The sequence below is a fragment of the Candidatus Zixiibacteriota bacterium genome (assembly GCA_034003725.1).
Classification (GTDB): Bacteria; Zixibacteria; MSB-5A5; order GN15; family FEB-12; genus WJMS01.
On record JAVEYB010000001.1, the window covers coordinates 440,992 to 461,048 of the forward strand.

Annotated in this window: 20 protein-coding genes; 13 read left to right on the forward strand and 7 right to left on the reverse strand. The window is 58.9% G+C overall.

The window, feature by feature from the left end:
* Positions 1-61: 61 nt before the first annotated feature.
* The 4 genes from RBT76_01885 to RBT76_01900 all read left to right on the forward strand — a co-directional run bounded on the left by RBT76_01885 (position 62) and on the right by RBT76_01900 (position 4,370).
* On the forward strand, positions 62-748 hold the full coding sequence (locus tag RBT76_01885) for a DUF5752 family protein (protein ID MDX9856519.1): 687 nt from the start codon (positions 62-64) through the stop codon (positions 746-748).
* Positions 741-1,979 carry a glycosyltransferase gene (locus RBT76_01890; GenBank protein MDX9856520.1) on the forward strand — a complete coding sequence of 413 codons (1,239 nt, stop codon included), beginning with the start codon at positions 741-743 and terminating at the stop codon, positions 1,977-1,979. The genes RBT76_01885 and RBT76_01890 overlap by 8 nt, the downstream gene beginning before the upstream one ends.
* A gap of 9 nt (positions 1,980-1,988) precedes the next feature.
* Positions 1,989-2,777: a trehalose-phosphatase gene (otsB, locus tag RBT76_01895; GenBank protein ID MDX9856521.1), complete on the forward strand. Its 789-nt coding sequence runs from the start codon at positions 1,989-1,991 to the stop codon at positions 2,775-2,777.
* A gap of 123 nt (positions 2,778-2,900) precedes the next feature.
* Complete coding sequence (locus tag RBT76_01900) at positions 2,901-4,370, forward strand: trehalose-6-phosphate synthase (GenBank protein MDX9856522.1); 1,470 nt, start codon at positions 2,901-2,903, stop codon at positions 4,368-4,370.
* Here RBT76_01900 and RBT76_01905 read toward each other — a convergent pair whose 3' ends face one another.
* From RBT76_01905 to RBT76_01930, 6 genes are all read right to left on the reverse strand, one after another.
* Positions 4,371-5,882, reverse strand: coding sequence for a GDSL-type esterase/lipase family protein (locus RBT76_01905; protein MDX9856523.1), 1,512 nt, complete (start codon positions 5,880-5,882; stop codon positions 4,371-4,373).
* Positions 5,883-5,942: 60 nt separating this feature from the next.
* Complete coding sequence (locus RBT76_01910; GenBank protein MDX9856524.1) at positions 5,943-6,947, reverse strand: hypothetical protein; 1,005 nt, start codon at positions 6,945-6,947, stop codon at positions 5,943-5,945.
* Positions 6,948-7,020: 73 nt separating this feature from the next.
* Positions 7,021-7,764 (reverse strand): methyltransferase domain-containing protein, encoded by a 744-nt coding sequence (locus RBT76_01915; protein ID MDX9856525.1) that lies wholly within the window; start codon positions 7,762-7,764, stop codon positions 7,021-7,023.
* 20 nt (positions 7,765-7,784) lie between these two features.
* On the reverse strand, positions 7,785-8,252 hold the full coding sequence (gene sixA, locus RBT76_01920) for a phosphohistidine phosphatase SixA (protein MDX9856526.1): 468 nt from the start codon (positions 8,250-8,252) through the stop codon (positions 7,785-7,787).
* A 194-nt stretch (positions 8,253-8,446) separates the two neighbouring features.
* Positions 8,447-9,301 carry a sigma-70 family RNA polymerase sigma factor gene (locus RBT76_01925; protein MDX9856527.1) on the reverse strand — a complete coding sequence of 285 codons (855 nt, stop codon included), beginning with the start codon at positions 9,299-9,301 and terminating at the stop codon, positions 8,447-8,449.
* A gap of 107 nt (positions 9,302-9,408) precedes the next feature.
* Complete coding sequence (locus tag RBT76_01930) at positions 9,409-10,914, reverse strand: trypsin-like peptidase domain-containing protein (protein ID MDX9856528.1); 1,506 nt, start codon at positions 10,912-10,914, stop codon at positions 9,409-9,411.
* 284 nt (positions 10,915-11,198) lie between these two features.
* On the opposite strand from RBT76_01930, the gene RBT76_01935 reads away from it, so the two are divergent.
* The 9 genes from RBT76_01935 (at position 11,199) to RBT76_01975 (ending at position 18,161) form a co-directional block, all read left to right on the forward strand.
* Positions 11,199-11,855, forward strand: a complete 657-nt coding sequence (locus tag RBT76_01935) for a class II aldolase/adducin family protein (protein ID MDX9856529.1) — start codon at positions 11,199-11,201, stop codon at positions 11,853-11,855.
* Positions 11,856-11,868: 13 nt separating this feature from the next.
* On the forward strand, positions 11,869-13,050 hold the full coding sequence (locus RBT76_01940; GenBank protein MDX9856530.1) for an aminotransferase class I/II-fold pyridoxal phosphate-dependent enzyme: 1,182 nt from the start codon (positions 11,869-11,871) through the stop codon (positions 13,048-13,050).
* Positions 13,047-13,448 carry a dihydroneopterin aldolase gene (gene folB, locus RBT76_01945; protein ID MDX9856531.1) on the forward strand — a complete coding sequence of 134 codons (402 nt, stop codon included), beginning with the start codon at positions 13,047-13,049 and terminating at the stop codon, positions 13,446-13,448. The genes RBT76_01940 and folB overlap by 4 nt, the downstream gene beginning before the upstream one ends.
* A gap of 10 nt (positions 13,449-13,458) precedes the next feature.
* Positions 13,459-13,968 carry a 2-amino-4-hydroxy-6-hydroxymethyldihydropteridine diphosphokinase gene (gene folK, locus RBT76_01950; protein ID MDX9856532.1) on the forward strand — a complete coding sequence of 170 codons (510 nt, stop codon included), beginning with the start codon at positions 13,459-13,461 and terminating at the stop codon, positions 13,966-13,968.
* The gene (locus RBT76_01955) at positions 13,949-14,614 is read left to right on the forward strand and encodes a deoxynucleoside kinase (GenBank protein MDX9856533.1); all 666 of its coding nucleotides are present in this window, start codon (positions 13,949-13,951) and stop codon (positions 14,612-14,614) included. The genes folK and RBT76_01955 overlap by 20 nt, the downstream gene beginning before the upstream one ends.
* A gap of 3 nt (positions 14,615-14,617) precedes the next feature.
* On the forward strand, positions 14,618-15,439 hold the full coding sequence (panB, locus tag RBT76_01960; GenBank protein MDX9856534.1) for a 3-methyl-2-oxobutanoate hydroxymethyltransferase: 822 nt from the start codon (positions 14,618-14,620) through the stop codon (positions 15,437-15,439).
* Positions 15,440-15,670: 231 nt separating this feature from the next.
* Positions 15,671-16,495 (forward strand): mechanosensitive ion channel, encoded by an 825-nt coding sequence (locus tag RBT76_01965; protein MDX9856535.1) that lies wholly within the window; start codon positions 15,671-15,673, stop codon positions 16,493-16,495.
* A gap of 119 nt (positions 16,496-16,614) precedes the next feature.
* Positions 16,615-17,070, forward strand: coding sequence for a large conductance mechanosensitive channel protein MscL (gene mscL / locus RBT76_01970; protein MDX9856536.1), 456 nt, complete (start codon positions 16,615-16,617; stop codon positions 17,068-17,070).
* Between the two features lie 146 nt (positions 17,071-17,216).
* On the forward strand, positions 17,217-18,161 hold the full coding sequence (locus RBT76_01975; protein MDX9856537.1) for a DUF3078 domain-containing protein: 945 nt from the start codon (positions 17,217-17,219) through the stop codon (positions 18,159-18,161).
* Positions 18,162-18,278: 117 nt separating this feature from the next.
* Here RBT76_01975 and RBT76_01980 read toward each other — a convergent pair whose 3' ends face one another.
* Positions 18,279-19,985, reverse strand: a complete 1,707-nt coding sequence (locus tag RBT76_01980; protein ID MDX9856538.1) for a protein kinase — start codon at positions 19,983-19,985, stop codon at positions 18,279-18,281.
* Positions 19,986-20,057 lie beyond the last annotated feature (72 nt).

Sequence of the window (20,057 nt, forward strand, 5' to 3'; positions counted from 1 at the left end):
GAGTCAACAAAACTGAACCATAGCATGGTCACGGCGTTATAAAATATAACCCGGTTAAGAAATGCATATATCGTCCGAACCCATGAATATGCCCTTTGCGCTCAAAGACTGTACGCTGATCACGAGGATGGCGGGCATACCGACGGCGATGAACCTGCGGGAGTTGCAGGAACGGATCCGGGTTTCTCCGGAAGAGTGCCTGTTTCATCACTTCTGCGAGACTGTCATACGCCCGACATTTGATGATCCCGAATTCCATAACGACGTCGCGGTCTGGGCGCGACGACAGCTTCGCGACCGCGTACTGGCCGAGCGTCTTGGTATTATCAACCCCTACAAGCTCAACAGCCTCCAGGAGATTCGCGAGGTCGTTCTCGACGTGATAGAAGAACGCCTATCCGAGGTACACCACATTCCGTGGGCGCCGCCGGGACAGGATTTCCAGTTCATGCAGGCGGTGACGGTGGTGTTTGACACGGGCATCCAACTTCAGACGCCGGAAGATCTGTGCGCCCAGCTCCCGCACATGTCACACAGCTCCATTTACTACCATTTCGTGGAGGCCCGCCGTCGTGGCGTCGAGAAGCTCGACGATTTCACACTCTGGCTCAACGGATTTTCGGATGGCGTGTCGCCGATCGTCGATGCCCTCTCAAATGTCGAGTTCTATTTCGTGGCGCTATGGGAACTCCAGAAGCGCTTGATTCGCGCCGTGGAAGCCGCGCTCCCGGAGTGCGCCCATGAATAGGACGCTGCACGACTATGAGGCGGTGGTCGGTCCGGACGCCATTTCGCAGCTGCGGCAGGCAGCGCGCGACCTGCGCGGGGCGACCGTCGTGCACGTCAACTCGACACGGGAAGGTGGCGGCGTCGCCGAGATCCTCTCCTGGCTGATTCCGCTCATGGTCGACCTGGGGCTCGATGCCCGGTGGGAGGTGATCGAAGGACACGGGGAGTTCTTCCAGGTTACGAAGGCGTTTCATAACGGCTTGCAGGGAAACGAAGTCCTGCTGACACGACGTCAGACGGACGTGTATGAAGAGACGGTCGCCGCGAATGCCGACCGCCTCCGCGCACACCTTCGCGACGCCGATTTCGTTTTCATTCACGATCCACAGCCAGCGCGGCTGCTGGCCCTGTGTCCCGAACGCACCGGGAAATGGATCTGGCGGTGCCATATCGATGTGAGTCATCCCAATCGCAAGGTGTGGAATTACATTCGCTCGCTGGTACGCGGCTACGACGCGTCGATTTTTTCGATGCCGCAATTCGCACAACGGCTGGAGCACCCGAAGTTCATAATCGCGCCGAGCATTGACCCCCTGTCGGATAAAAACGTCGACCTTTCGGCGCGCGAGATCAAAGCGGCGCTCGATCGACACCAGATCGACCCGGAACGACCGATTCTGACGCAGGTATCGCGATTCGACCGGTTCAAAGACCCGATCGGCGTCATTCGCGCCTTTACGCTCTTGAACGGCACAATCGACGCTCAACTGGTGCTGGCCGGCGGTGGAGCCACCGATGACCCGGAGGGCGCCGCCGTGCTGGAGGAGGTTCGTGCGGCTGCGGATGGCAACCGTCTGATTCACATTCTCGAGTTACCCCCCGACGCCCACAGGACCATCAATGCGTTGCAGCGCGCATCGTCAATCGTCATTCAGAAATCCCTCCAGGAAGGGTTCGGGCTCACGGTTACGGAGGCGATGTGGAAGAGCAAGCCGGTGATCGGCGGGAACGTCGGCGGCATTCGCCTGCAGGTTCACAACCACCATACCGGGTTTTTGGTGGATACGCCGGAGGGCACCGCGCTGCGAATCCGCGAACTGATGAGCCGACCCGACCGAATGGAGTTGATCGGCCGCACGGCGCACAAGTTCGTTCGCGAGAACTTCCTGCTCAACCGGCATCTGCGCGAATATCTCACGTTGATGCTGGGACTGCGTCGAGGACTTGCCAATCACCTCATGACCGGTTAAAATGGGGGTATGCGGGTACTCTCGGCTGACTACGACAGGGACGCATACTTCGCAACGCTTGCCGACAGCGTGCGCAGCGTGCTGATGCTCGATTACGACGGTACGCTGGCTCCTTTCAAGCTCGAGCGCACCGCTGCGAGGCCTTATTCCGGCGTTCGGGAACGGCTCGCACGCCTTGTGGCGTCGAAGTCAACGCGGCTCGTGATCGTATCCGGGCGGTGGACGAAGGACCTGGTGCCCCTGCTGGGGCTCGAGCGGCTTCCGGAAATCTGGGGAAGCCACGGAGCCGAGCGCATCAGCGCCGACGGCCGTTATTCCATCACACCGCTTCCCGAAGAAGTTGTCGCGGGTCTTGTGGCCGCCGAGGAATGGCTGCGTGCCGAGGGGCTCGAACGATACTGCGAGCGCAAACCCAACAGTGTTGCGTTTCACTGGCGGGGGTTGTCGCAGATCCGTCGCGAAGACGTCAGGATGCGCGTGTTGACGCGCTTTACGCGTATTGCACGGACACGCGCGCTTGAATTGCTCGAGTTCGACGGCGGGCTGGAGATAAAATACGCCGAGATCTCGAAAGCGCGGGCGGTGCGGAGCATTCTCGAAGAAGTCCCTTCGGCGACGCCGATCGCCTATCTCGGAGATGACATGACTGATGAGCACGCGTTTCGTGCGCTTGCGGGCCATGGACTTCGTGTGCTGGTGCGGCCCACGTATCGCGACACGGCCGCTGATTTGTGGATTCGACCGCCCTCCGAGTTGCTGCAGTTTCTCGACGATTGGCTCTCAGCCACTGACAGGTAGACCGCCGGTATTCGTTTCAGGCGGCTTTTTGGTTGCCCCCCAGTCTGACGCGATGTACCTTGCAATAGACATCTAAACGCCGCACCTTCGCCGCACTGCAATCACCACGAGTCGGGAGTGATCATGGATCTATCACAGCGACAGCTCGTCATTGTGTCCAACCGCCTGCCGGTTGCCATATACCGGGATGAGGCCGGGGAGTGGCACGTCAAATCCAGCCCCGGAGGACTCGTCACCGCTTTAGACCCGATCATGCGGCAATCGCGGGGCGTCTGGATCGGCTGGCCGGGCTGCAGCAGCGAGGCGCCCGCGGAACAGCTGCTTTTGTCGCATTCCGAGCAGCAACAATACCGGCTCATTCCCGTTCCGGTAACGGAGAAGGAGATTGCGAAGTACTACCGAGGATTTTCCAACCGCACTATCTGGCCGCTGTTTCACGATCTGCTGGGCTATTTCTCCTTCGATCACGATAACCTGCGCGTCTATCACGACGTGAACCGGCGTTTCGCCGAAATCACCGCGGCATCGGCCGAGCAGGGCGCGTTCTTATGGATTCATGACTACCAGTTGCTGTATGTCGGAAAGTATCTTCGACAGCTCGGCGTGACCCATCCCCTGAATTTCTTTCTGCATATTCCGTTTCCGTCAGTCGACCTGTTTCGCCGCCTGCCGACAAACCGCGATTTGCTTCAGGCCATGCTGCAATACGACCATATCGGTTTCCAGACGCCGGCCGACCGCCGCAACTTCATTACGTGCGTCAAGTGGCTCATACCCGAGGCCAAGCGGATCGTGCACAAGCGGCAGTCGGTGATCAAGTTCGACGGACGGGAGACGCTTCTGGGGTATTACCCGATTTCCATCGACTTTCGCGAGTTCAACGATCTCGCAAAAACGCGCGAAGTTTCGGATGCGGTGTGGTACCTTCGAGAGAATCTCAAGGCCCGCGCGATCGTGCTCGGCCTGGACCGTCTCGACTACACCAAGGGCATCCCCGAACGATTCCTCGCGTTCGAACGCATGCTCGAGAAGTACCCGGACACGGTGGGAGAATTGTCGTTGATGCAAATCGTGGTGCCGTCGCGGCTCAATGTCCCCGATTACCAGGAACTGAAGAGTCATCTCGACGGACTGGCCGGTCGAATCAACGCTCGCTTTTCACGGCAGGGGTGGACTCCGATCCATTATCAGTTCCGCGAGCTGGACCGCGTGCAGTTAGTCGGCCACTACCAGGCGAGCGACATTGCGCTCATCACGCCACTTCGCGACGGCATGAACCTAGTGGCCAAGGAGTATTGCGCGAGCAACATTCACAACAACGGCGTTTTGATCCTGTCTGAATTTGCCGGGGCGGCGCCGCAACTGTTCAGGGGCGCCATCATGGTGAATCCGTTTGATCTGGAAGGCACGGCCGACGCCATCTATGCGGCATTTCTCATGCCGAAAGAGGAGCGTGAACGTCGTATGCGTGTACTTCGATCCGAGGTGAAACGCCACGACGTGCATCACTGGGTTGAATGGTTTCTGGGAAGCAGGTCATCCCCCCGGCAGATGCAGGATGCGGTTCCGGCTCATCCGGCCGAGTCGGCGTAGTCAATCCGCGTTCGGTTTTGTTAAATCGGCGGTGATTTCGTCGGCCAGCGCGTCAGCAATCAGCTGGTGTCCCCGCGCAACCGGGTGGCAATGGTCTACGAAGAGCGTCTCCCCTCCTCCTCTTGAGAACAATGCCGGCAAGTCTATTCGCGTGACCTGCTTCTCGTCGGCTACCAGTCGGATCCATTTGGTGTACTCCCGTTTGATTCTCAGCGAGAAGTAGTCAGCCTGCAGCGCGGAATCGAGCCAGGCGTACGCCAACAATGAGTCAGTAATGACGGTTGCCAGCGAATCCGGTCCCAGCGACAGCGTGACGATTCCCGTGTTAAACAATATTGGAGAGCCGGCCGCCAGAATATCGACCGCGGCGTTGCCGCCAAATTCTTCCATGTAGATAGTGCGGGCGCGCTTGAGACAAACCAGCGCCGAGTCAAACGCCCCCTGCGTCCAGAACTGCACACCGAGATTATTCCAACCGACCGCATCTGAGGAATCGCGATCCGGCGACAGGTCGAGGAGGACCTCGAGACTGCCGCGTTCGCGCGTGTCGACGGCTGCCGAGGAATATACCGCGCGGGTGATGCGATCGGCGTCTCCGTACAGAAGCTGAAAGCGGGCCGGGCTGAGGCAATACTGTACGTCACGCTGGAGGATTTCTCTCATTCGTGCGGGCAACAACACCTCGCCCGATTTATCCGTTACGTGTCTGAAGATTTTGAATTGAAGTCCCGCGGGCCACAGGAGCGGAACGGGTGGTTCGCAGATGTACAGCCGAGCCCGCAGTGTTTCGCAGAGGTCGGCGATAGCGCGGAGGTTGTGTGCATATCGTTCAGGGGGTACCCGCACTACGAGGGAATTACCGGGCTGGTCCTCCGTTCGCGTGGGCGCAAGGAGCGCTCGCAGCACCCGATACATGGCGAGGTGCGACAGCGCGCGACGGAGACCAACCAGGCGCTGCGCCTCGAGCAACTGTTGATCGCCGTACGGGCCCGATACTGACGCGTCGTTGTTTCCGCAGTACAGGACAACGGCATCGGGCTGCAACTTCCTGCCGTGGATCTCCAGAAAGCGGCGGACTTGTTCCGACGTATAGCCGGAGACGGCAGCGTTGATGAGTTGCACCTCCCGGCCGGTCCGCTGCACCAGTTCCTGCTCGAGTAGCGTGGCGAACGTTTGCCGGTACGACGGCAAACCGAGTCCGACAGGTGACGAATCGCCGAGGACAACGACACGAACTGCGCCCGGAGCTTTCGGGCGCAGTTCGTCACCGATGAGATGATCATTGTTGGTGCGGATGAGCGGGTTGTCCAGACCGGCACGAAAACGCCAGAGGAGATCAGGGTCCGGTTCATGCCAGTCGAACAGCTCTGAAAAGAACGTGGCCTGCCAGCCGTGTGGGGCTTCGCGGCCCGGCGCCCCGCCGAGCGCCAGTTCGAACAGCCGGGCGCCGCCCTCGAGCAGGGCAAGCCCTGCCACGAGAGCACACAACGAGAATAGCGCTTTCCGGATCATATCTCGGCGTCCGTGTTCCGCAAAAGCCTGCTTCGGTCAGCGATACGGGCGGGCGTTACCTTATGGAGTCACGCCGCCCGGAACCCCCGGCATTTCCTGCTTAACCAGATTAGCGGGAATCTCGAACCGGGTCGAGTCCAGCGATTCGGAACGGATCGAGGTTACCTCGGAGTCCATCGCGAGAATCCTGAAGTGTCCAATCGGAGCGGGCAAACCGGTCGCCATGGCATACATCCGTGCGAGACCCACGACAACCGAGACCATATCCTGCCGGGCAAGGCTGTCGGCGGTCGGGGCGGTCGGATCGACGGCCGTTGACGCTTCGAGGACGAGCGAAGTCTGGATCGGCACACCATCGAGCTGATTCAGCTCGTCCGACAGATCGGTGAACGCGTGCCCCAGTTGTCCGACAAACGACATGAGGATGTTCACGAGCCAGTTGGGGTCGACACCAAGCGCATCGACGACCGCCCGCGTTTCCCTGACGATGAACTCCGCCTGCGGGAAGTCCGACGAGTACCAGATATCCGCCCTCAGGAGTACCGAGTCGGTAGCGAGCTGATCGCTGATTCCGGTAATGATCATTTCCATCCTCTGACAGGGAAAGCCGTTGATCGTTTTTTGCTCGACGCTGTCGTTGACGGTCAACTCCCAGTGCGAGTTGTCGAACAGCTTTATGCCGGGGGTTGCGCCTGCCGACGTATCGAGTTCGGCAAACTGCTGACGCATCCGTTCAAAATTGCCGCGAATCATCGCGAGGGGCATTTCAACATACGAGGTGTCGTCGCCCGGCGGCAACAGCCACATTACGCCCTTATCGAGCCGAAGGACCGTTCTGTTTTCCTGTGTGACGCTGGTGTCCGCGGTTACGGTCGGACTGGACATTCGGACGGTGGTGAGGACAGCCTGTTTGTTCGGTCGAAGGTACTGGGTCTGTGTGACGTTCCCACTGAAAATGCCGGACACTTCGATGGTGGCTTTCTGGTCGACCACGACATCGGTTTCAGAACTGCCGCACGACATCACCAGCGCCGCCGCGGCAACAACGAGAAACCGTTTTATCATTCATGAACTCCTTGGTTTGGGCAAACATAGGCTGCCGCCCGATCGGATTCAAGACATTTGTCCGAAACGTTTTTCATTCCGGTTTCTGAGCAACCACCATGATTTCCATTTCATCGAGGTGCGGGCGCTGTCGGCGCCAGTTACCTGCGGTACCGCCCCACAGATGCAGTTCGCAGAATCCGGTCTGGCGAAGCATGATGATGAGTTCGGACGGCACGAAAGCTCGCTCGCGGCCGACCAGACCCGGACGTCCTCCCGGCTCGGCCGCCACCATGTTCTGCTCGGTCAGGCTGATGGGATCGAACGTGCCCTTGTCGATGTCGGCTTCGGCGTACTGCCTGATGGTTCTGCAGCCGTTGAGCACGGTGAGTACGATTCGTGCCCCGGGCTGCAAAACGCGATTGATACAATGGAGGATGCGCATTCCCTGATCGTAGGGATCGTGTTCTGCGCCGAGCAGACCAAACGCTCCCTCGCACAGACAGATGGCGCCGTCGAACCTTCTGCCGGACATAAAGCTCGTGGCATCGGCCTGCACCCACTCTACCGTGACACCTGCCCGGCGGGCCGCCTCCCGCGCCTGGGCGAGCATACCGGACGAGATGTCGATGCCGGTAACGTCGTATCCGCGACGCGCCAATTCGATCGCGTGGCGCCCGACTCCGCAACCCACATCCAGCAGCGGCGCACCGTCGCACACCCGCAGTTCGTCGAGCACGAAATCAATTTCAGGGCCGGTGTTTGCCGTAAACTCGTTTTGCAGATAATAGGGAGCGTGCCGGTCGAAAAACGCTGCCCATGAGTTGTCTTCGTTCATACGGGTACTCCCTCGTGTTGTCAGCTCACCAGTTCCGGGGTGATCGCCCAGAGTAGAGACCATCCTTCTCGCCCGCGTCGCTCGAGGCACACTATCCCGCTGTGCGCAAACTGCACGACGGGGCGGTCAGGATCGCCCGTCAGAAGCAGGGCCGCCAGGCGGGCCAGGTGAGGCAGATGCCCTACCAGCATAATGTCCGAATCCTGCGTTCGGAGTTTGCCGCGCCAGGTCGAGGGGTCGTCCATCGGCGACATATCGTCGGCTTCTTCCACCAGCGACTCGGCATGCCAGCGTTCCGCTACGAGATCAGCGGTCTGTCGTGATCGGGTCTTGCCGCTGTGGTAGACGCGTGACAGGGATGGTTTACCGGTGACAAAGAGATGGTGCGCGATCACGCTGGTTTCTTCGATCCCCTGTTCCGTCAGGGAACGTTCCGGATCGGTATCTTTTGACCGCGCCTGCCCGTGCTGCATCAGATACAGTCTCATACCACTCCTCCTCGGCCCCACGAAACATGTCACGATGCGGACCGGGCATACGACTTGCCCGGTCCTCCCCATCTGTGGACGCCAGTGCGGCCGACAGCGCAAGTAACAGCAAAGCACCGCGTATAGCAACTCGTAGAAAAAGAAAGGCCGTCCGACGGTACGGACGGCCCGGCACGGTCCTTTTCGGGAAGAGCCTAGTTGAGGTAGGCCCGAAGCGATTTGCTGCGCGATGCGTGTCGGAGGCGGCGAATCGCCTTCTCTTTGATCTGGCGCACACGCTCGCGGGTCAGCGAAAAGCGGGCGCCGATCTCCTCGAGCGTGAGGGCCTTTTCGTGATTCAGCCCGAAATACAGGTTGATCACTTCGGCCTCGCGCGGGGTGAGCGTATCCAGCGCTTTTTCGATTTCCACGCGCAGCGACTGGCTCAGGAGGGCTTCATCGGGCGACGGCTGGAATTCGTCCTCCAGCACATCGATCAACGAGTTGTCCTCCGAAACCGAAAACGGCGCGTCCAGCGAAAGGTGCGAGTTGGATATCTTGAGCGTGTCGGCAACTTCGCCTTCCGATAGCTCCAGCTCCTTGGCGATTTCCTCGGGCGAGGGTTCTCGCCCAAGTCCCTGTTCCAGGCGGCTGGAAATCTTGCCGATTTTGTGGAGCGTCCCCACTCGATTGAGGGGGAGCCTGACAATGCGGCTCTGCTCGGCCAGCGCCTGCAGAATCGCCTGTCGAATCCACCAGACCGCGTAACTGATAAACTTGAAACCGCGGGTTTCGTCGAACCGCTTCGCCGCCTTAATGAGACCGATATTGCCCTCATTGATCAGGTCAGCCAGCGACAAACCCTGATTCTGATACTGCTTGGCCACCGACACTACGAACCGCAGATTGGCCTTCGTGAGTTTCTCCAGGGCCTTTTTATCGCCCTGCTTTATGCGACGAGCCAACCGCACTTCTTCGTCGGCGGTAATGAGAGGTGTTTCCCCGATCTCGCGAAGGTACAGATCGAGTGACCGATCTTCATCGCGATACTTGAGGGATTGCTTAGCCACGGTTGTTGTCCAACTCCTTCTGTAACAGTGGTTCCGCGGGCCGGCGCCGCCGCCCGATCGAGGCGATCGGCCCTGCCTTCTTCCTCACCTGATTGCGTTTATCCTACCTACGGACGGATAACTTTGCGCGCTATCGAGCCGTCAGGCTCCTGTACGATTAACGGTATGTGGGTACGGGAACGTTCCAGCTGACCCGCCTGTTCCCGGATTTCGGCCAGCGTCGATACCGGCTCATTATTTACCTGCAGGATGATCGTGCCCTCGGTGATCGAGGCCCGATCAGCTGCCGTTCCGGGAAACACCCGGATGACATACAACCCCTCCACATGCTGAATCCCGATATCGCGGGCCATCTGCGGAGTAAAAGACACGAGCGCCATCCCCAGCCACTCCGTCGTGGGAACGTCCTGCTGAGGAGTCGGCGATGTTTGAATGGATGCCAGGAACTGGTCTCGATCGACGACGGTGGTGCGAAGCCGGCGCGACTCCCCGTCGCGCATGACATCGATCGGTACCGACTGCCCGGCCCTCACGGTGGATACCAGCACGGAAAACTGGTTGGTATTGATCACTTCCTTATCATTAAACTTGACGACCACGTCACCTTCGCGGATACCGGCAACTTCGGCAGGTGAATTCGCGAAGACGGAGTCGATCCGGACGCCGTGCACGGCCTGCAGTCCCTGACGCTTGGCCTCACGCTCGGTCAGATCCGACAACCAGACGCCCAGCCAGCCGCGGGTTGCCCGGCCGCTTGCAATAAGATCCGGCACGATTGCCCGAGCGAGATTGATCGGGATTGCAAATCCGATCCCGACTGAGGACCCCGTCGGCGACGAAATGGCCGCATTGACACCGATACACTCGCCGCGAAGGTTCAGCAGCGGCCCGCCGGAGTTGCCGGGATTGATCGACGCATCGGTCTGGATATAATTCTGGTATCGCGGCGTATCCGCGCCGAACCGGAGGTTGGTGCGTCCCTTGGCGGATATGACGCCGACCGTGACGGTCCGGTCGAGTCCCTGTTGGGGGAACGGATTGCCGATCGCAATCGCCCAGTCACCCACTTTCAAGTCCTCGGAATCTCCGAACGGAATAGCCGTGACGCCTTCCTCCGGCTCCACTTTCAGTACAGCGAGATCGGTTTCGCGGTCGGTACCGACGACGGTCGCGTCGTACTCGTAGCCGGTCGACGTTCGCACGACAACTTCCACCGCGTCCTCGATGACATGATTGTTGGTCAGGATATAGCCGTCATCGCGAAAGAAAAACCCCGAACCGGACGAGGCCCCGTATCCACGGCCGTGGAAGTACCAGGGGACGTCATTGTCACGGGTGCGGGCCGAAATATTGACCACGGCGTCCTGCACGCGTTCGACGACGGCGACGAACGGTGATTCCATCTGACCGTCCCGTTCGACCACCGGGTACGCGCCGGTTTGCCCGATATTGAGCGGCACATCGGCCACGGTACGTGGCGTCAAATCGATCTGGGAGGCCAGAATCACGCCGAACACGACACACGCGACCGCGACCGCGCCGATCGACAGCGCCTGTTTTCGGGTGGTGCGGCGGGATTGGTGCGGATGTGAAGAAAAGGGGTGCTCGCCCAATGAACTCCTCCGACAGACTTAGCTTTGTAATATACCGGCCGACATTCGGCCTGTCAACTGCAAATACCACGCAAGTTCGTGTTTTTTATAACGATACCGGTCGGGAATCGATTCACTATTTTTGACCGTTTTTACCTTATTTTTCACCCCGGCACGGCGGCACTCCATATCTCAGACGTTATACGTCTGTGCCCGGTGGATTGCGACCGGTCATTCTCGATTCTGCGGGCACGGAAGCGGTCGTATTGACTTTTGCCCGGCCCGTGTCTACTTTCTATCTTACCATGAATTCTCCGCTTACGGATGTGGATCAACTACTGGGAGCCGGGCGGCGACTCGATGCCAGGGGCTTCATCGCAGGCAACGATGGAAATCTGTCTATTCGGCGCGCCGACGGGACTATCCTGATCACCGCTTCTGGGCTGCCGAAAGGCCTGCTCACCCCGGACGATATCGTGCTGGTCGATCCCGAGGGCAACCGGCTGTCGGGTGCGGGGCGGGCGTCATCAGAGTCGGCAATGCACCTGTTCGTCTACCGGATGCGGCCCGAATGCCGGGCTTGCGTTCATTCTCATCCGCCGTACGCAACTGCAGCGGCTGTCGCGGGACGGGCGTTGCCGGAAGACGTTCTGCCGGAGGTGACGGTTTTTGTCGGCCCGATTGCCCTTACGGAGTATGCTCCTCCGGGTACCGAAGCCGTCCCCGGGTCCCTCGCGCCGTTTATTGCCAACCACGATGCGTTTCTTTTGCGGAATCATGGCCTGTTGACGATCGGGCGCACGATGGACGAAGCGCTGAGCCGACACGAAACCGTTGAACAATTCGCGCGCATCTACCACCTTGCAATGCAGGCCGGATCTGTCGGGCGAATCCCGGACAGCGACTTGGCGCGCCTGAGAGCGATGCGGCGGCAGCTCACCGAATCGTTACCGCCCCGATGAGGAGATCAAGCCGATGGTAATCACAAAAGTGCAATTGGAAAAAGCCAATCGGCTGTTTCAGATGCCTCCCGGACTTATGTCATTTGTCCGGTCAGAAGAGCGCAAGGGGCTGCTGAAACGCGACGACGTAATCGATCTGGCCGGCTTTTCGTGGCCGGCTGCCACGACCGACAGACCGTTGTCACCATCGGCACTCCTGCCGGCGGGGCCGGAGCGACTGGCGGAGCTTCGCGACGAGCTGGCGGCCTGGCTCTCGGCGAGGTATGGATGCCGCGTGGTCGCCGACCGCGAGATCTTCATCGGCGGTTCCATCACGTCGCTGGCAACAATGCTCGCGCTGGCGTTTCTCGACGGCGGCGATATCGCGTTTGTCCCGGAACTCGGTCTCCCCAGTTACCGCCAGGCGGTCACCAGCGCGGGAGCCGAGCCGGTGAGTTACACGATGTCGGCCAAAAGCGGTTGGATGCCCGACTTCGAACGGCTGGGCAGCCGGCTCGGGCGGGTGGCCCGTCTGGCCTTTGTCAATTCTCCTCATAATCCGACCGGCATGGAACTCTCCGAATCGGACATGGCGGGCCTTGTCTGGACCGCCAGTCGCGAGCATCTGTTGATAGTCAACGACGCCGCGTATCAATCGATCGCGGAACGTCCGCCGGTGTCGGTGCTCTCGGTTACCGGAGGTTCGCGGGTCGGACTCGAACTCCACTCGTTCGCCTACTCGCTCGGTTTGCCGCGACTGCCGTTCGGTTTTGCAGTCGGCAACCGTGACGCAGTGAGTACGCTGAAGCAGGTCGCTCGACTTATCCCGGTTACGCTGCCGGCGGGGTATGTGGATGTGGCGATCGACGCCATCCGGACGTTTCCCAACCCGGCCCTGCGCGGCGTTCGGCAATTGCTCACACGGACGGCCGACCGGGCGTCGGCCCTTCTGGAGCTATTGGGACTGCAGGAATCCACGCGGCGAACCATTCCATTTTTATGGGCGAGGATTCCGTCGCGACGGGACGCCACCGCGTTCGCCCGCCAGCTGTTTCGCCGGCATCGCATCCTCGTCTGTCCGGGCACCGATTTCGGCGACGGCGGAGAAGGGTATCTTCGGTTCTCCCTGACGGTCGGGGATAAAGCGTATGAAGAGGCGATCGGCCGGATCAAGAAACGGCGCCTGCTGCGCACCGTCAGAAAGGAGGCGCAATGAGCGATGTGATTCGCATGGGAGGGCTGTCGTTTTACGGCTACCACGGCGTCACTGCTGCGGAAAAGGAGACAGGCCGCGTGTTTGAGATCGACTGCGAGATGGAAGTCGACCTGGCCCAACCGGGGAAAACCGACCGCCTCAAAGATACGGTGGACTACTATCGTGTCTATCAGGTGATCAAGGAATCGGTTGAGGGGACTGCATATTCGCTGCTCGAGGGTCTGGCCAACCGTATCGCGACAAATATCCTTGACATGTTTCCGGTCTACCGGGTAACTTTGAAAGTCCGAAAATTGCACCCGCCAATCCCCGGGCAGGTGAAGTTTATCGAGGTTGAAGTCACCCGCCACCAGGGGGATACGGCCAAGTTGACCGACCCCGACCATCAGCCGACATAAAGGAGTATCAATGGCTGACACTGTCTATCTTCTGCTCGGCTCCAACCTGGGAAATCGCGAGCGGCACATGCAGGTGGCACTGGACAAACTGCAGAGTCTCGAAGGGCTGGAGGTCATCGCGACCTCGCCGGTGTATCTGTCCGACGCCGTGGGGATGCCCGACGGCAGTCCGTCGTTTCTCAACCAGGTGGTCAAATGTGAGTACCTGTATCCCCCTCACGAGTTGCTGCACAGTGTCGAGAAGATAGAAGCGGCCATGGGGCGGACGGACAAGGGGACGTATCAGTCGCGCATTATCGATATAGACATTTTGCTGTTTGGTGACCGGGTGTTGCAGCTCGATGACCTCACCGTTCCGCATCCGTCGCTTCTGGAACGCCCGTTTGCATTGATACCGCTTCTGGCGATTGACCCGGAACTTGTCGATCCCCGAACCGGCACTCCGCTCGAATCGTACGTCGACAGCCGGGACCGCGAGCGCGTGCTGCTGTATAAAGATCATGTCGCACGTAACGTCTGAGCCGAACTACATAGCGGTCGAGGGCGTAATCGGGGTCGGCAAGACCACGTTCGCCGAGATGCTCGCGCAGTGCCTCGATGCCGAGGTGGTCCGCGAAGAGGTGTTGGAGAACCCGTTTTTGACCGACTTCTATAAGAACCGCAAGCGACACGCTTTCTCCTGCCAGTTGTACTTTTTGATCTCGAGATTTCAGCAGCAGCAGCAGTTGATGGTGCGCGACTTGTTCGCGCAGCGTATAGTTGCCGACTATCTGTTCGCCAAGGACCAGATTTTCGCTTCCCTCAATCTTTCGGAGCGCGAACTGGCGCTGTACGACAAGATCGCTCCCGTGCTTGCGCAGAATATCCCGAGGCCCGATCTGGTCATTTACCTGCAGGCGTCTACTCCCACGCTGCAGGGCCGTATCCGAAAGCGCAACCTGCCGTTTGAACGGTCGATCGACAGCGAATACATCGAGAGCGTCAATAAGGCGTACGATTATTTCTTCTTTCACTACACCGACACACCCCTGCTGGTGGTCAAAACCGACGACATCGACTTCGTCAACAATTCCCGCCAGTTCGACGACCTGATCGACCAGATTCAGAAACCGATCACCGGAAAAATCTACTACGTTCCCTCGGGTGAACTCACGGAAAAACAATAGGCCATGTCATCAATCAAAAAGCGCGTCAAGACGAACGTTCAGACGATCGTCGGTATGAAAGCCAAAGGCGAGCGTATTGCCGTACTGACGGCGTACGATTTTTTCACGGCGAAACTGCTCGACCAGGCCGGCATTGATATCATGCTGGTCGGCGACTCGGCCAGCAACGTGATTCACGGGCACGCGTCGACACTGCCGATCACCATGGACACCATGATTGCCCATACGGCTGCTGTTGCGCGCGGCACCGAGCGGGCGCTGGTGGTCGCCGATATGCCCTTTCTTTCTTTTCAGCCGTCGACGGAAACGGCGGTCTTCAATGCGGGACGATTTCTCAAGGAGGGCGGCGCCGAGGCGGTGAAAATCGAGGGAGGGCTGGAGATGGTCGCTACGATCACGCGTGTGATCGAGTGCGGCATTCCGGTGATGGGACATATCGGCCTGACGCCGCAGTCCATTCATCGCTTTGGCGGTCCCAAAGTGCAGGGGCGGGCCGAGCGGTCACGCGCTTACCTCATGGAGTCCGCACTGGCGCTCGAGGCCGCCGGCTGCTTTGCAGTCGTGTTGGAGTTGTTTGATACCAACGCCGCCTCGGAAATCACCAGCGCGCTCAAGACTGCGGCGACGATCGGGATCGGCGCCGGGAAATACTGCGACGGGCAGGTACTGGTGATCAACGACATGCTCGGCCTTCGCGACGAATCGTTCAAACCGAAATTCCTTCGCGAGTATGTGGACCTGAAACCGATCATTTCCGATGCGGTCAAACGGTACATCGACGACGTGCGATCCGGCTCGTTTCCATCGGAAGACGAATCGTACTGAACGGCGATAATTCGTCCTCGCGTTCGGTTCATGTCCCGTTACCCCTTTTAGGTTGACACGCGCTGTCGTGCGGGTCAATATTGCCGGTACGGCAGTTTGACAGCAGCAGTGTGAACTGCAAAGATCATTCTGAGGGGCTATCCGGCGGTTGGGTGCACAACCGTAGCTCGTCCGGTTGGTTGGTGTCACGGAGAGTTCAGTTGTAGAATTGAACACAGGAAAGGACACTGTATGCAGGAGTACCTTGACCTGATCAAAGACTGGGCGGCGATGTACGGACTGCGCGTACTCGGCGCCATCGCGATACTTATAATCGGACGGCTGGTCGTGAGTATCCTGGCTGGATTGCTTCGCCGCGTACTTGACCGGGCGGGCACGGATCCGACCCTGTCGCGCTTCCTGATTGCGTTAAGCCGGATCGCGCTGCTCACGTTCGTGATTATCGCCGCACTCGGCACTCTCGGTGTGCATACGGCATCGTTCATCGCCGTAATCGGCGCTGCCGGGTTGGCCGTGGGGTTCGCTCTGCAGGGGTCACTGGGTAATTTCGCATCGGGTGTGATGTTAATCATATTCCGGCCGTTCAAAGTCGGTGATTATGTCGAGGCGGGCGGCACCGCGGGCTCCGTCGAAGAAGTGAACATCTTTCACACCGTGCTCCGATCGCCCGACAACCGCCAGATCATCGTACCCAACGGGAAGATAACCGGCGATACCATCACCAACTACTCGGCCATGGACACCCGCCGTGTCGACCTGGTGTTCGGCATAGGTTACGGCGATGACATCAAGAAGGCCAAGCAGATTCTCGAGAGGATTTGCAGGGAAGACAGCCGGGTGCTCGATGATCCCGCACCGACCATCGCCGTATCCGAACTGGCCGACAGCTCGGTCAACTTCGTTGTTCGTCCGTGGGTCAAAACCTCGGACTACTGGGCGGTGTATTTTGATCTTACGGAGCGGGTGAAACTCACATTCGACCGCGAAGGAGTTTCGATTCCGCTTCCGCAGCATGACGTGCACCTATATCGGCAGGGGATACCCGAAAAGGGATAGCAAAGGATGCGCTCGCCTTTCCGGTTGCGAATGCTGCAGGGCTGAGCACCGGGTGGGTCGCACGCACGTGTCCCGACATATAACCGCAGGTTTCTGGGAAAGGGAACTACGTTATGGGGATGATGAAGGAGTTCAGGGAATTTGCCGTGAAGGGCAATGTCGTCGACATGGCCGTCGGCATCATCATCGGTGCGGCGTTCGGTACGATCGTCAAGTCGCTGGTCGACGACGTTCTGATGCCGCCGATCGGCTTGTTGCTCGGCAATGTTGATTTCTCCAACCTGTTTATCGTGTTGAAACAGGGCGCTACCGCGGGGCCATATCTTACGCTGGCCGACGCCAACGCGGCCGGAGCAGTTATTCTCAAGTATGGCACGTTTATCAACACGGTGATAAGCTTTTTGATCGTATCATTCTCGGTCTTTATTCTCATCAAGAACATCAACCGTCTCAAGCGTGAGAAGCCGGCGCCGGAGGCGGCGCCCACGACCAAGGAGTGTCCGTACTGCCTCTCGGTCATTCCGATCAAGGCCACGCGCTGCGCCCACTGCACGCAGGAGTTGCGGTCCGCCTGAGAACTCGATCGCTCTGAGTGTGCGGTGCATGATGTGCGAAATCCCGGGCCACGCACGGCCCGGGATTTCCTGCTTGTGGCGCGCCCGTTTTTTTTGCACTTTTCCGCAGGTACAATTCATAACCGTACGGGAGAGTGAGGACACCTATGAAAAACGGAATTTGTCGAGCCATCGCCCTGGGTTGCCTGACAGCCGCGCTTCTGGCGCCGGCTCTGGCCGCCCAGGAAGTCGCGGATGATACGCTGTACATATGGAAGAAGAGTCTGGTCTGGGACCTGACCGCAACGCAGACGTCGTACAACGACGCCTGGGTGGGCGGCGAAGTCGGATCGTTTTCGTGGCAGACCAATCTGAACGGCTCCGCGCAGCGGCAATTCTCCCCATCGTTCAACTTCAAGAGCACGCTCCGATCTTCATTCGGCATGACCAGCACGCAGGATGAAGAATCCGGCGACTGGAGCAAACCGAAGAAGTCGACCGACCTGATAGACTGGGAAAACGTCGGCAGCTTCACGCTCAACGGATTGGTCGATCCCTACGTCGCATTTCGTCTCGAATCACAGTTTTATGATGGCCGCTACAACAACCGGTTGTTCGGCACAACGTACTCGACCAAGAAGTTGTGGTTTTCACCGCTGAAGCTGACCGAGTCCGCCGGCGGAACGCGCAAGTTTTACGAAAAGGACAACGACGTGATTGCCAGCCGTCTGGGTGTCGCTTTCCGGCAGATCATGCAGTCGTACATCGACACCACCGATACCGCCCTGCCGCAGGTTGATTCGACTTTTACGGACGGTGGTATCGAGTCGGTCACCGACGCCATGCTGACGCTTTCGGACAAGTTGGTGTATGTCGGGAAGCTATCACTGTACAAGGCTTTCTTCTTCTCCGAGTCGGATAAAGTGAAAGGAACGGAAGTAGAGGATTACTGGAAAGCCGTTGACGTGAACTTCGAAAATCTGTTTGTCGCAAAGGTATCGAAGATTGTCGCCGTCAGTTTCTACACCCAGTTGCTGTACGACAAACAGGTTGAGAAGAAGGGACGACTCAAACAAACACTCGCTCTCGGAATCACCTATTCGCTGTTGTAGCGTCCGGCATCGCATGTCGTAAATTGCACAGAAACTACGAAGGGCCTCGCAAGAGGCCCTTCGGTTTCCAGACACATCTTTGTTCGGGGGGAAGACCGGACCGTGCGCGAGGGTTGATCAGCCGAAAGCGCCGACCAGCCAGAGGATTACGATTAACAGGACTAGTCCACCGCCCGCAGCAGCCGGGATCATCCAGCCCGGCAGTTTTTTCTTCTCGACTTTCGGAGTCTGAGCGCGAAGTTCCCGCTGGCGACGGGCAGCCTCTTCTTGTTCCACAAACCCATCCCAGTCCGCCAGGAATTCCTCACCGGTTTTGTAGCGATAGGTCACACGGATGGCCAGCAGCTTCGCCAGCATGCGGCGTACCTCCTCAGGCACCAGCAGCTTGACATCGTCGAGCCGAAGGTTGTCCCCGGTGTCGTACTGCGGGCTTCTCCCCGTGATCATGCGATGCAGAATGACGCCGAGTCCGTAGATGTCGCCTTGCCGGGATTGTTTGTGCTCCGGCGGCGAGTACCAGTTCTTCTTGTTCGGCGAGTCGTAGTGGATCGGCATGCCGAAGTCGGTGATTTTCGGCGTTTCGTCCTTGTCGAACAGGATGTTGGACGGCCGGATGTTGCCGTGGATGATGTTGTTTTTGTGGGCGAAGTCCAGCCCCGAGGCCACCTGTGCGATCAACTCCATGGCCGGGCGCCAGTCATATTTGCGCACCATCCGGTCGGCGAGCGACCCGCCCTGCGCGTACTCGCATACGACCACCGTGTTCCGTCCCGTGCCGCCCGATCCAAAGATATTCAGGATATTTTTGTGCTTGAATGTAGTCAGCAGCTTGGCTTCTTTCCGGCCCGCTTCCCCTTTGCTGTGTTTCTTGATAACGTAGAGCTGCTTGGTCACTTTGTGCTCGACCAGGATAGTCGATGAATGCCGGGTTTCCTGTATCGTGTCGAGATGCCGGCATTTGCCGATAAAGGAGTTCGATCCGGACAGCGAGAAATCCTGCGCCGGTTCACGGTGGTCGCTGTCCAGCGAGCCGATCGCCTCGAACAGCGCGTCCTTGAGTTCGACCGCGGTTTGATACCGACCCGCCGGATCTTCCGCCAGGCACTTTTCGATGATCGCGTCGAACGACGCGTTTAGTTCGGGGTTGAGCTCCGACGGCATTTTGAACCGGCCGAGTGGTTTTTTCCCGACGAGGATCTCGTAAATGATTATCCCGATTGCATAGATGTCGGTGGTCTGGTCGACATTGGTCGAGCTGACTTTCTGCTCGGGCGACATGTAGGCCACCGTCCCCATGACGACGTCGGCGGCGGTCATGTCGGATTCAGCCCGTCCGACGATCTGCGCGATTCCAAAATCGGCAACCCGTGGGTTACCCTGGCGGTCGATGAGGATATTGGCCGGCTTGATGTCGCGGTGGATGACGCCGTTTTTGTGCGCGTAATCTAGTGCCTTGCACACCTGGGCGATCATCTCCAGTTTGACTTTCAGGCTGATCTTGTCTGAGTCTATCACCTCGCGCATCGAGGTCCCGTCTACGTACTCCATAACGAAGTAGTAGCGGTTGCCGGCCTGCCCCTTATCGATGACATGGACGATATTGGGATGGTTGAGCCGAGCGATCACCATCGACTCCAGCTCGAATCGCCTCACAATATCGGGTTCGTTGGAAAGCTCCGCTGAGAGGATTTTGATAGCGACGTCGCGATTGAGCGACTCCTGACGACCGCGATAGATTTCGGCAATTCCGCCCTGTCCGATTTTGCCGGTCAGGACGTACTCCCCTATCTTCACCTGCTTCGGTGCTTGTGCCGTGGTCGTCATCGAACCGTCGATTCCCAAAAAAAACCAGAGACAGCCGTTTCTCCGGCCGTCTCTGGTTTCATCGGCACGTCG

Bases quoted from the DNA above. Each gene is read 5' to 3' on its own strand.
- RBT76_01885 (MDX9856519.1), top strand. From the start codon at position 62: ATGCATATATCGTCCGAACCCATGAATATGCCCTTTGCGCTCAAAGAC.
- RBT76_01890 (MDX9856520.1), top strand. From the start codon at position 741: ATGAATAGGACGCTGCACGACTATGAGGCGGTGGTCGGTCCGGACGCC.
- otsB (MDX9856521.1), top strand. From the start codon at position 1,989: ATGCGGGTACTCTCGGCTGACTACGACAGGGACGCATACTTCGCAACG.
- RBT76_01900 (MDX9856522.1), top strand. From the start codon at position 2,901: ATGGATCTATCACAGCGACAGCTCGTCATTGTGTCCAACCGCCTGCCG.
- RBT76_01905 (MDX9856523.1), bottom strand. From the start codon at position 5,882: ATGATCCGGAAAGCGCTATTCTCGTTGTGTGCTCTCGTGGCAGGGCTT.
- RBT76_01910 (MDX9856524.1), bottom strand. From the start codon at position 6,947: ATGATAAAACGGTTTCTCGTTGTTGCCGCGGCGGCGCTGGTGATGTCG.
- RBT76_01915 (MDX9856525.1), bottom strand. From the start codon at position 7,764: ATGAACGAAGACAACTCATGGGCAGCGTTTTTCGACCGGCACGCTCCC.
- sixA (MDX9856526.1), bottom strand. From the start codon at position 8,252: ATGAGACTGTATCTGATGCAGCACGGGCAGGCGCGGTCAAAAGATACC.
- RBT76_01935 (MDX9856529.1), top strand. From the start codon at position 11,199: ATGAATTCTCCGCTTACGGATGTGGATCAACTACTGGGAGCCGGGCGG.
- RBT76_01940 (MDX9856530.1), top strand. From the start codon at position 11,869: ATGGTAATCACAAAAGTGCAATTGGAAAAAGCCAATCGGCTGTTTCAG.
- folB (MDX9856531.1), top strand. From the start codon at position 13,047: ATGAGCGATGTGATTCGCATGGGAGGGCTGTCGTTTTACGGCTACCAC.
- folK (MDX9856532.1), top strand. From the start codon at position 13,459: ATGGCTGACACTGTCTATCTTCTGCTCGGCTCCAACCTGGGAAATCGC.
- RBT76_01955 (MDX9856533.1), top strand. From the start codon at position 13,949: ATGTCGCACGTAACGTCTGAGCCGAACTACATAGCGGTCGAGGGCGTA.
- panB (MDX9856534.1), top strand. From the start codon at position 14,618: ATGTCATCAATCAAAAAGCGCGTCAAGACGAACGTTCAGACGATCGTC.
- RBT76_01965 (MDX9856535.1), top strand. From the start codon at position 15,671: ATGCAGGAGTACCTTGACCTGATCAAAGACTGGGCGGCGATGTACGGA.
- mscL (MDX9856536.1), top strand. From the start codon at position 16,615: ATGATGAAGGAGTTCAGGGAATTTGCCGTGAAGGGCAATGTCGTCGAC.
- RBT76_01975 (MDX9856537.1), top strand. From the start codon at position 17,217: ATGAAAAACGGAATTTGTCGAGCCATCGCCCTGGGTTGCCTGACAGCC.
- RBT76_01980 (MDX9856538.1), bottom strand. From the start codon at position 19,985: ATGACGACCACGGCACAAGCACCGAAGCAGGTGAAGATAGGGGAGTAC.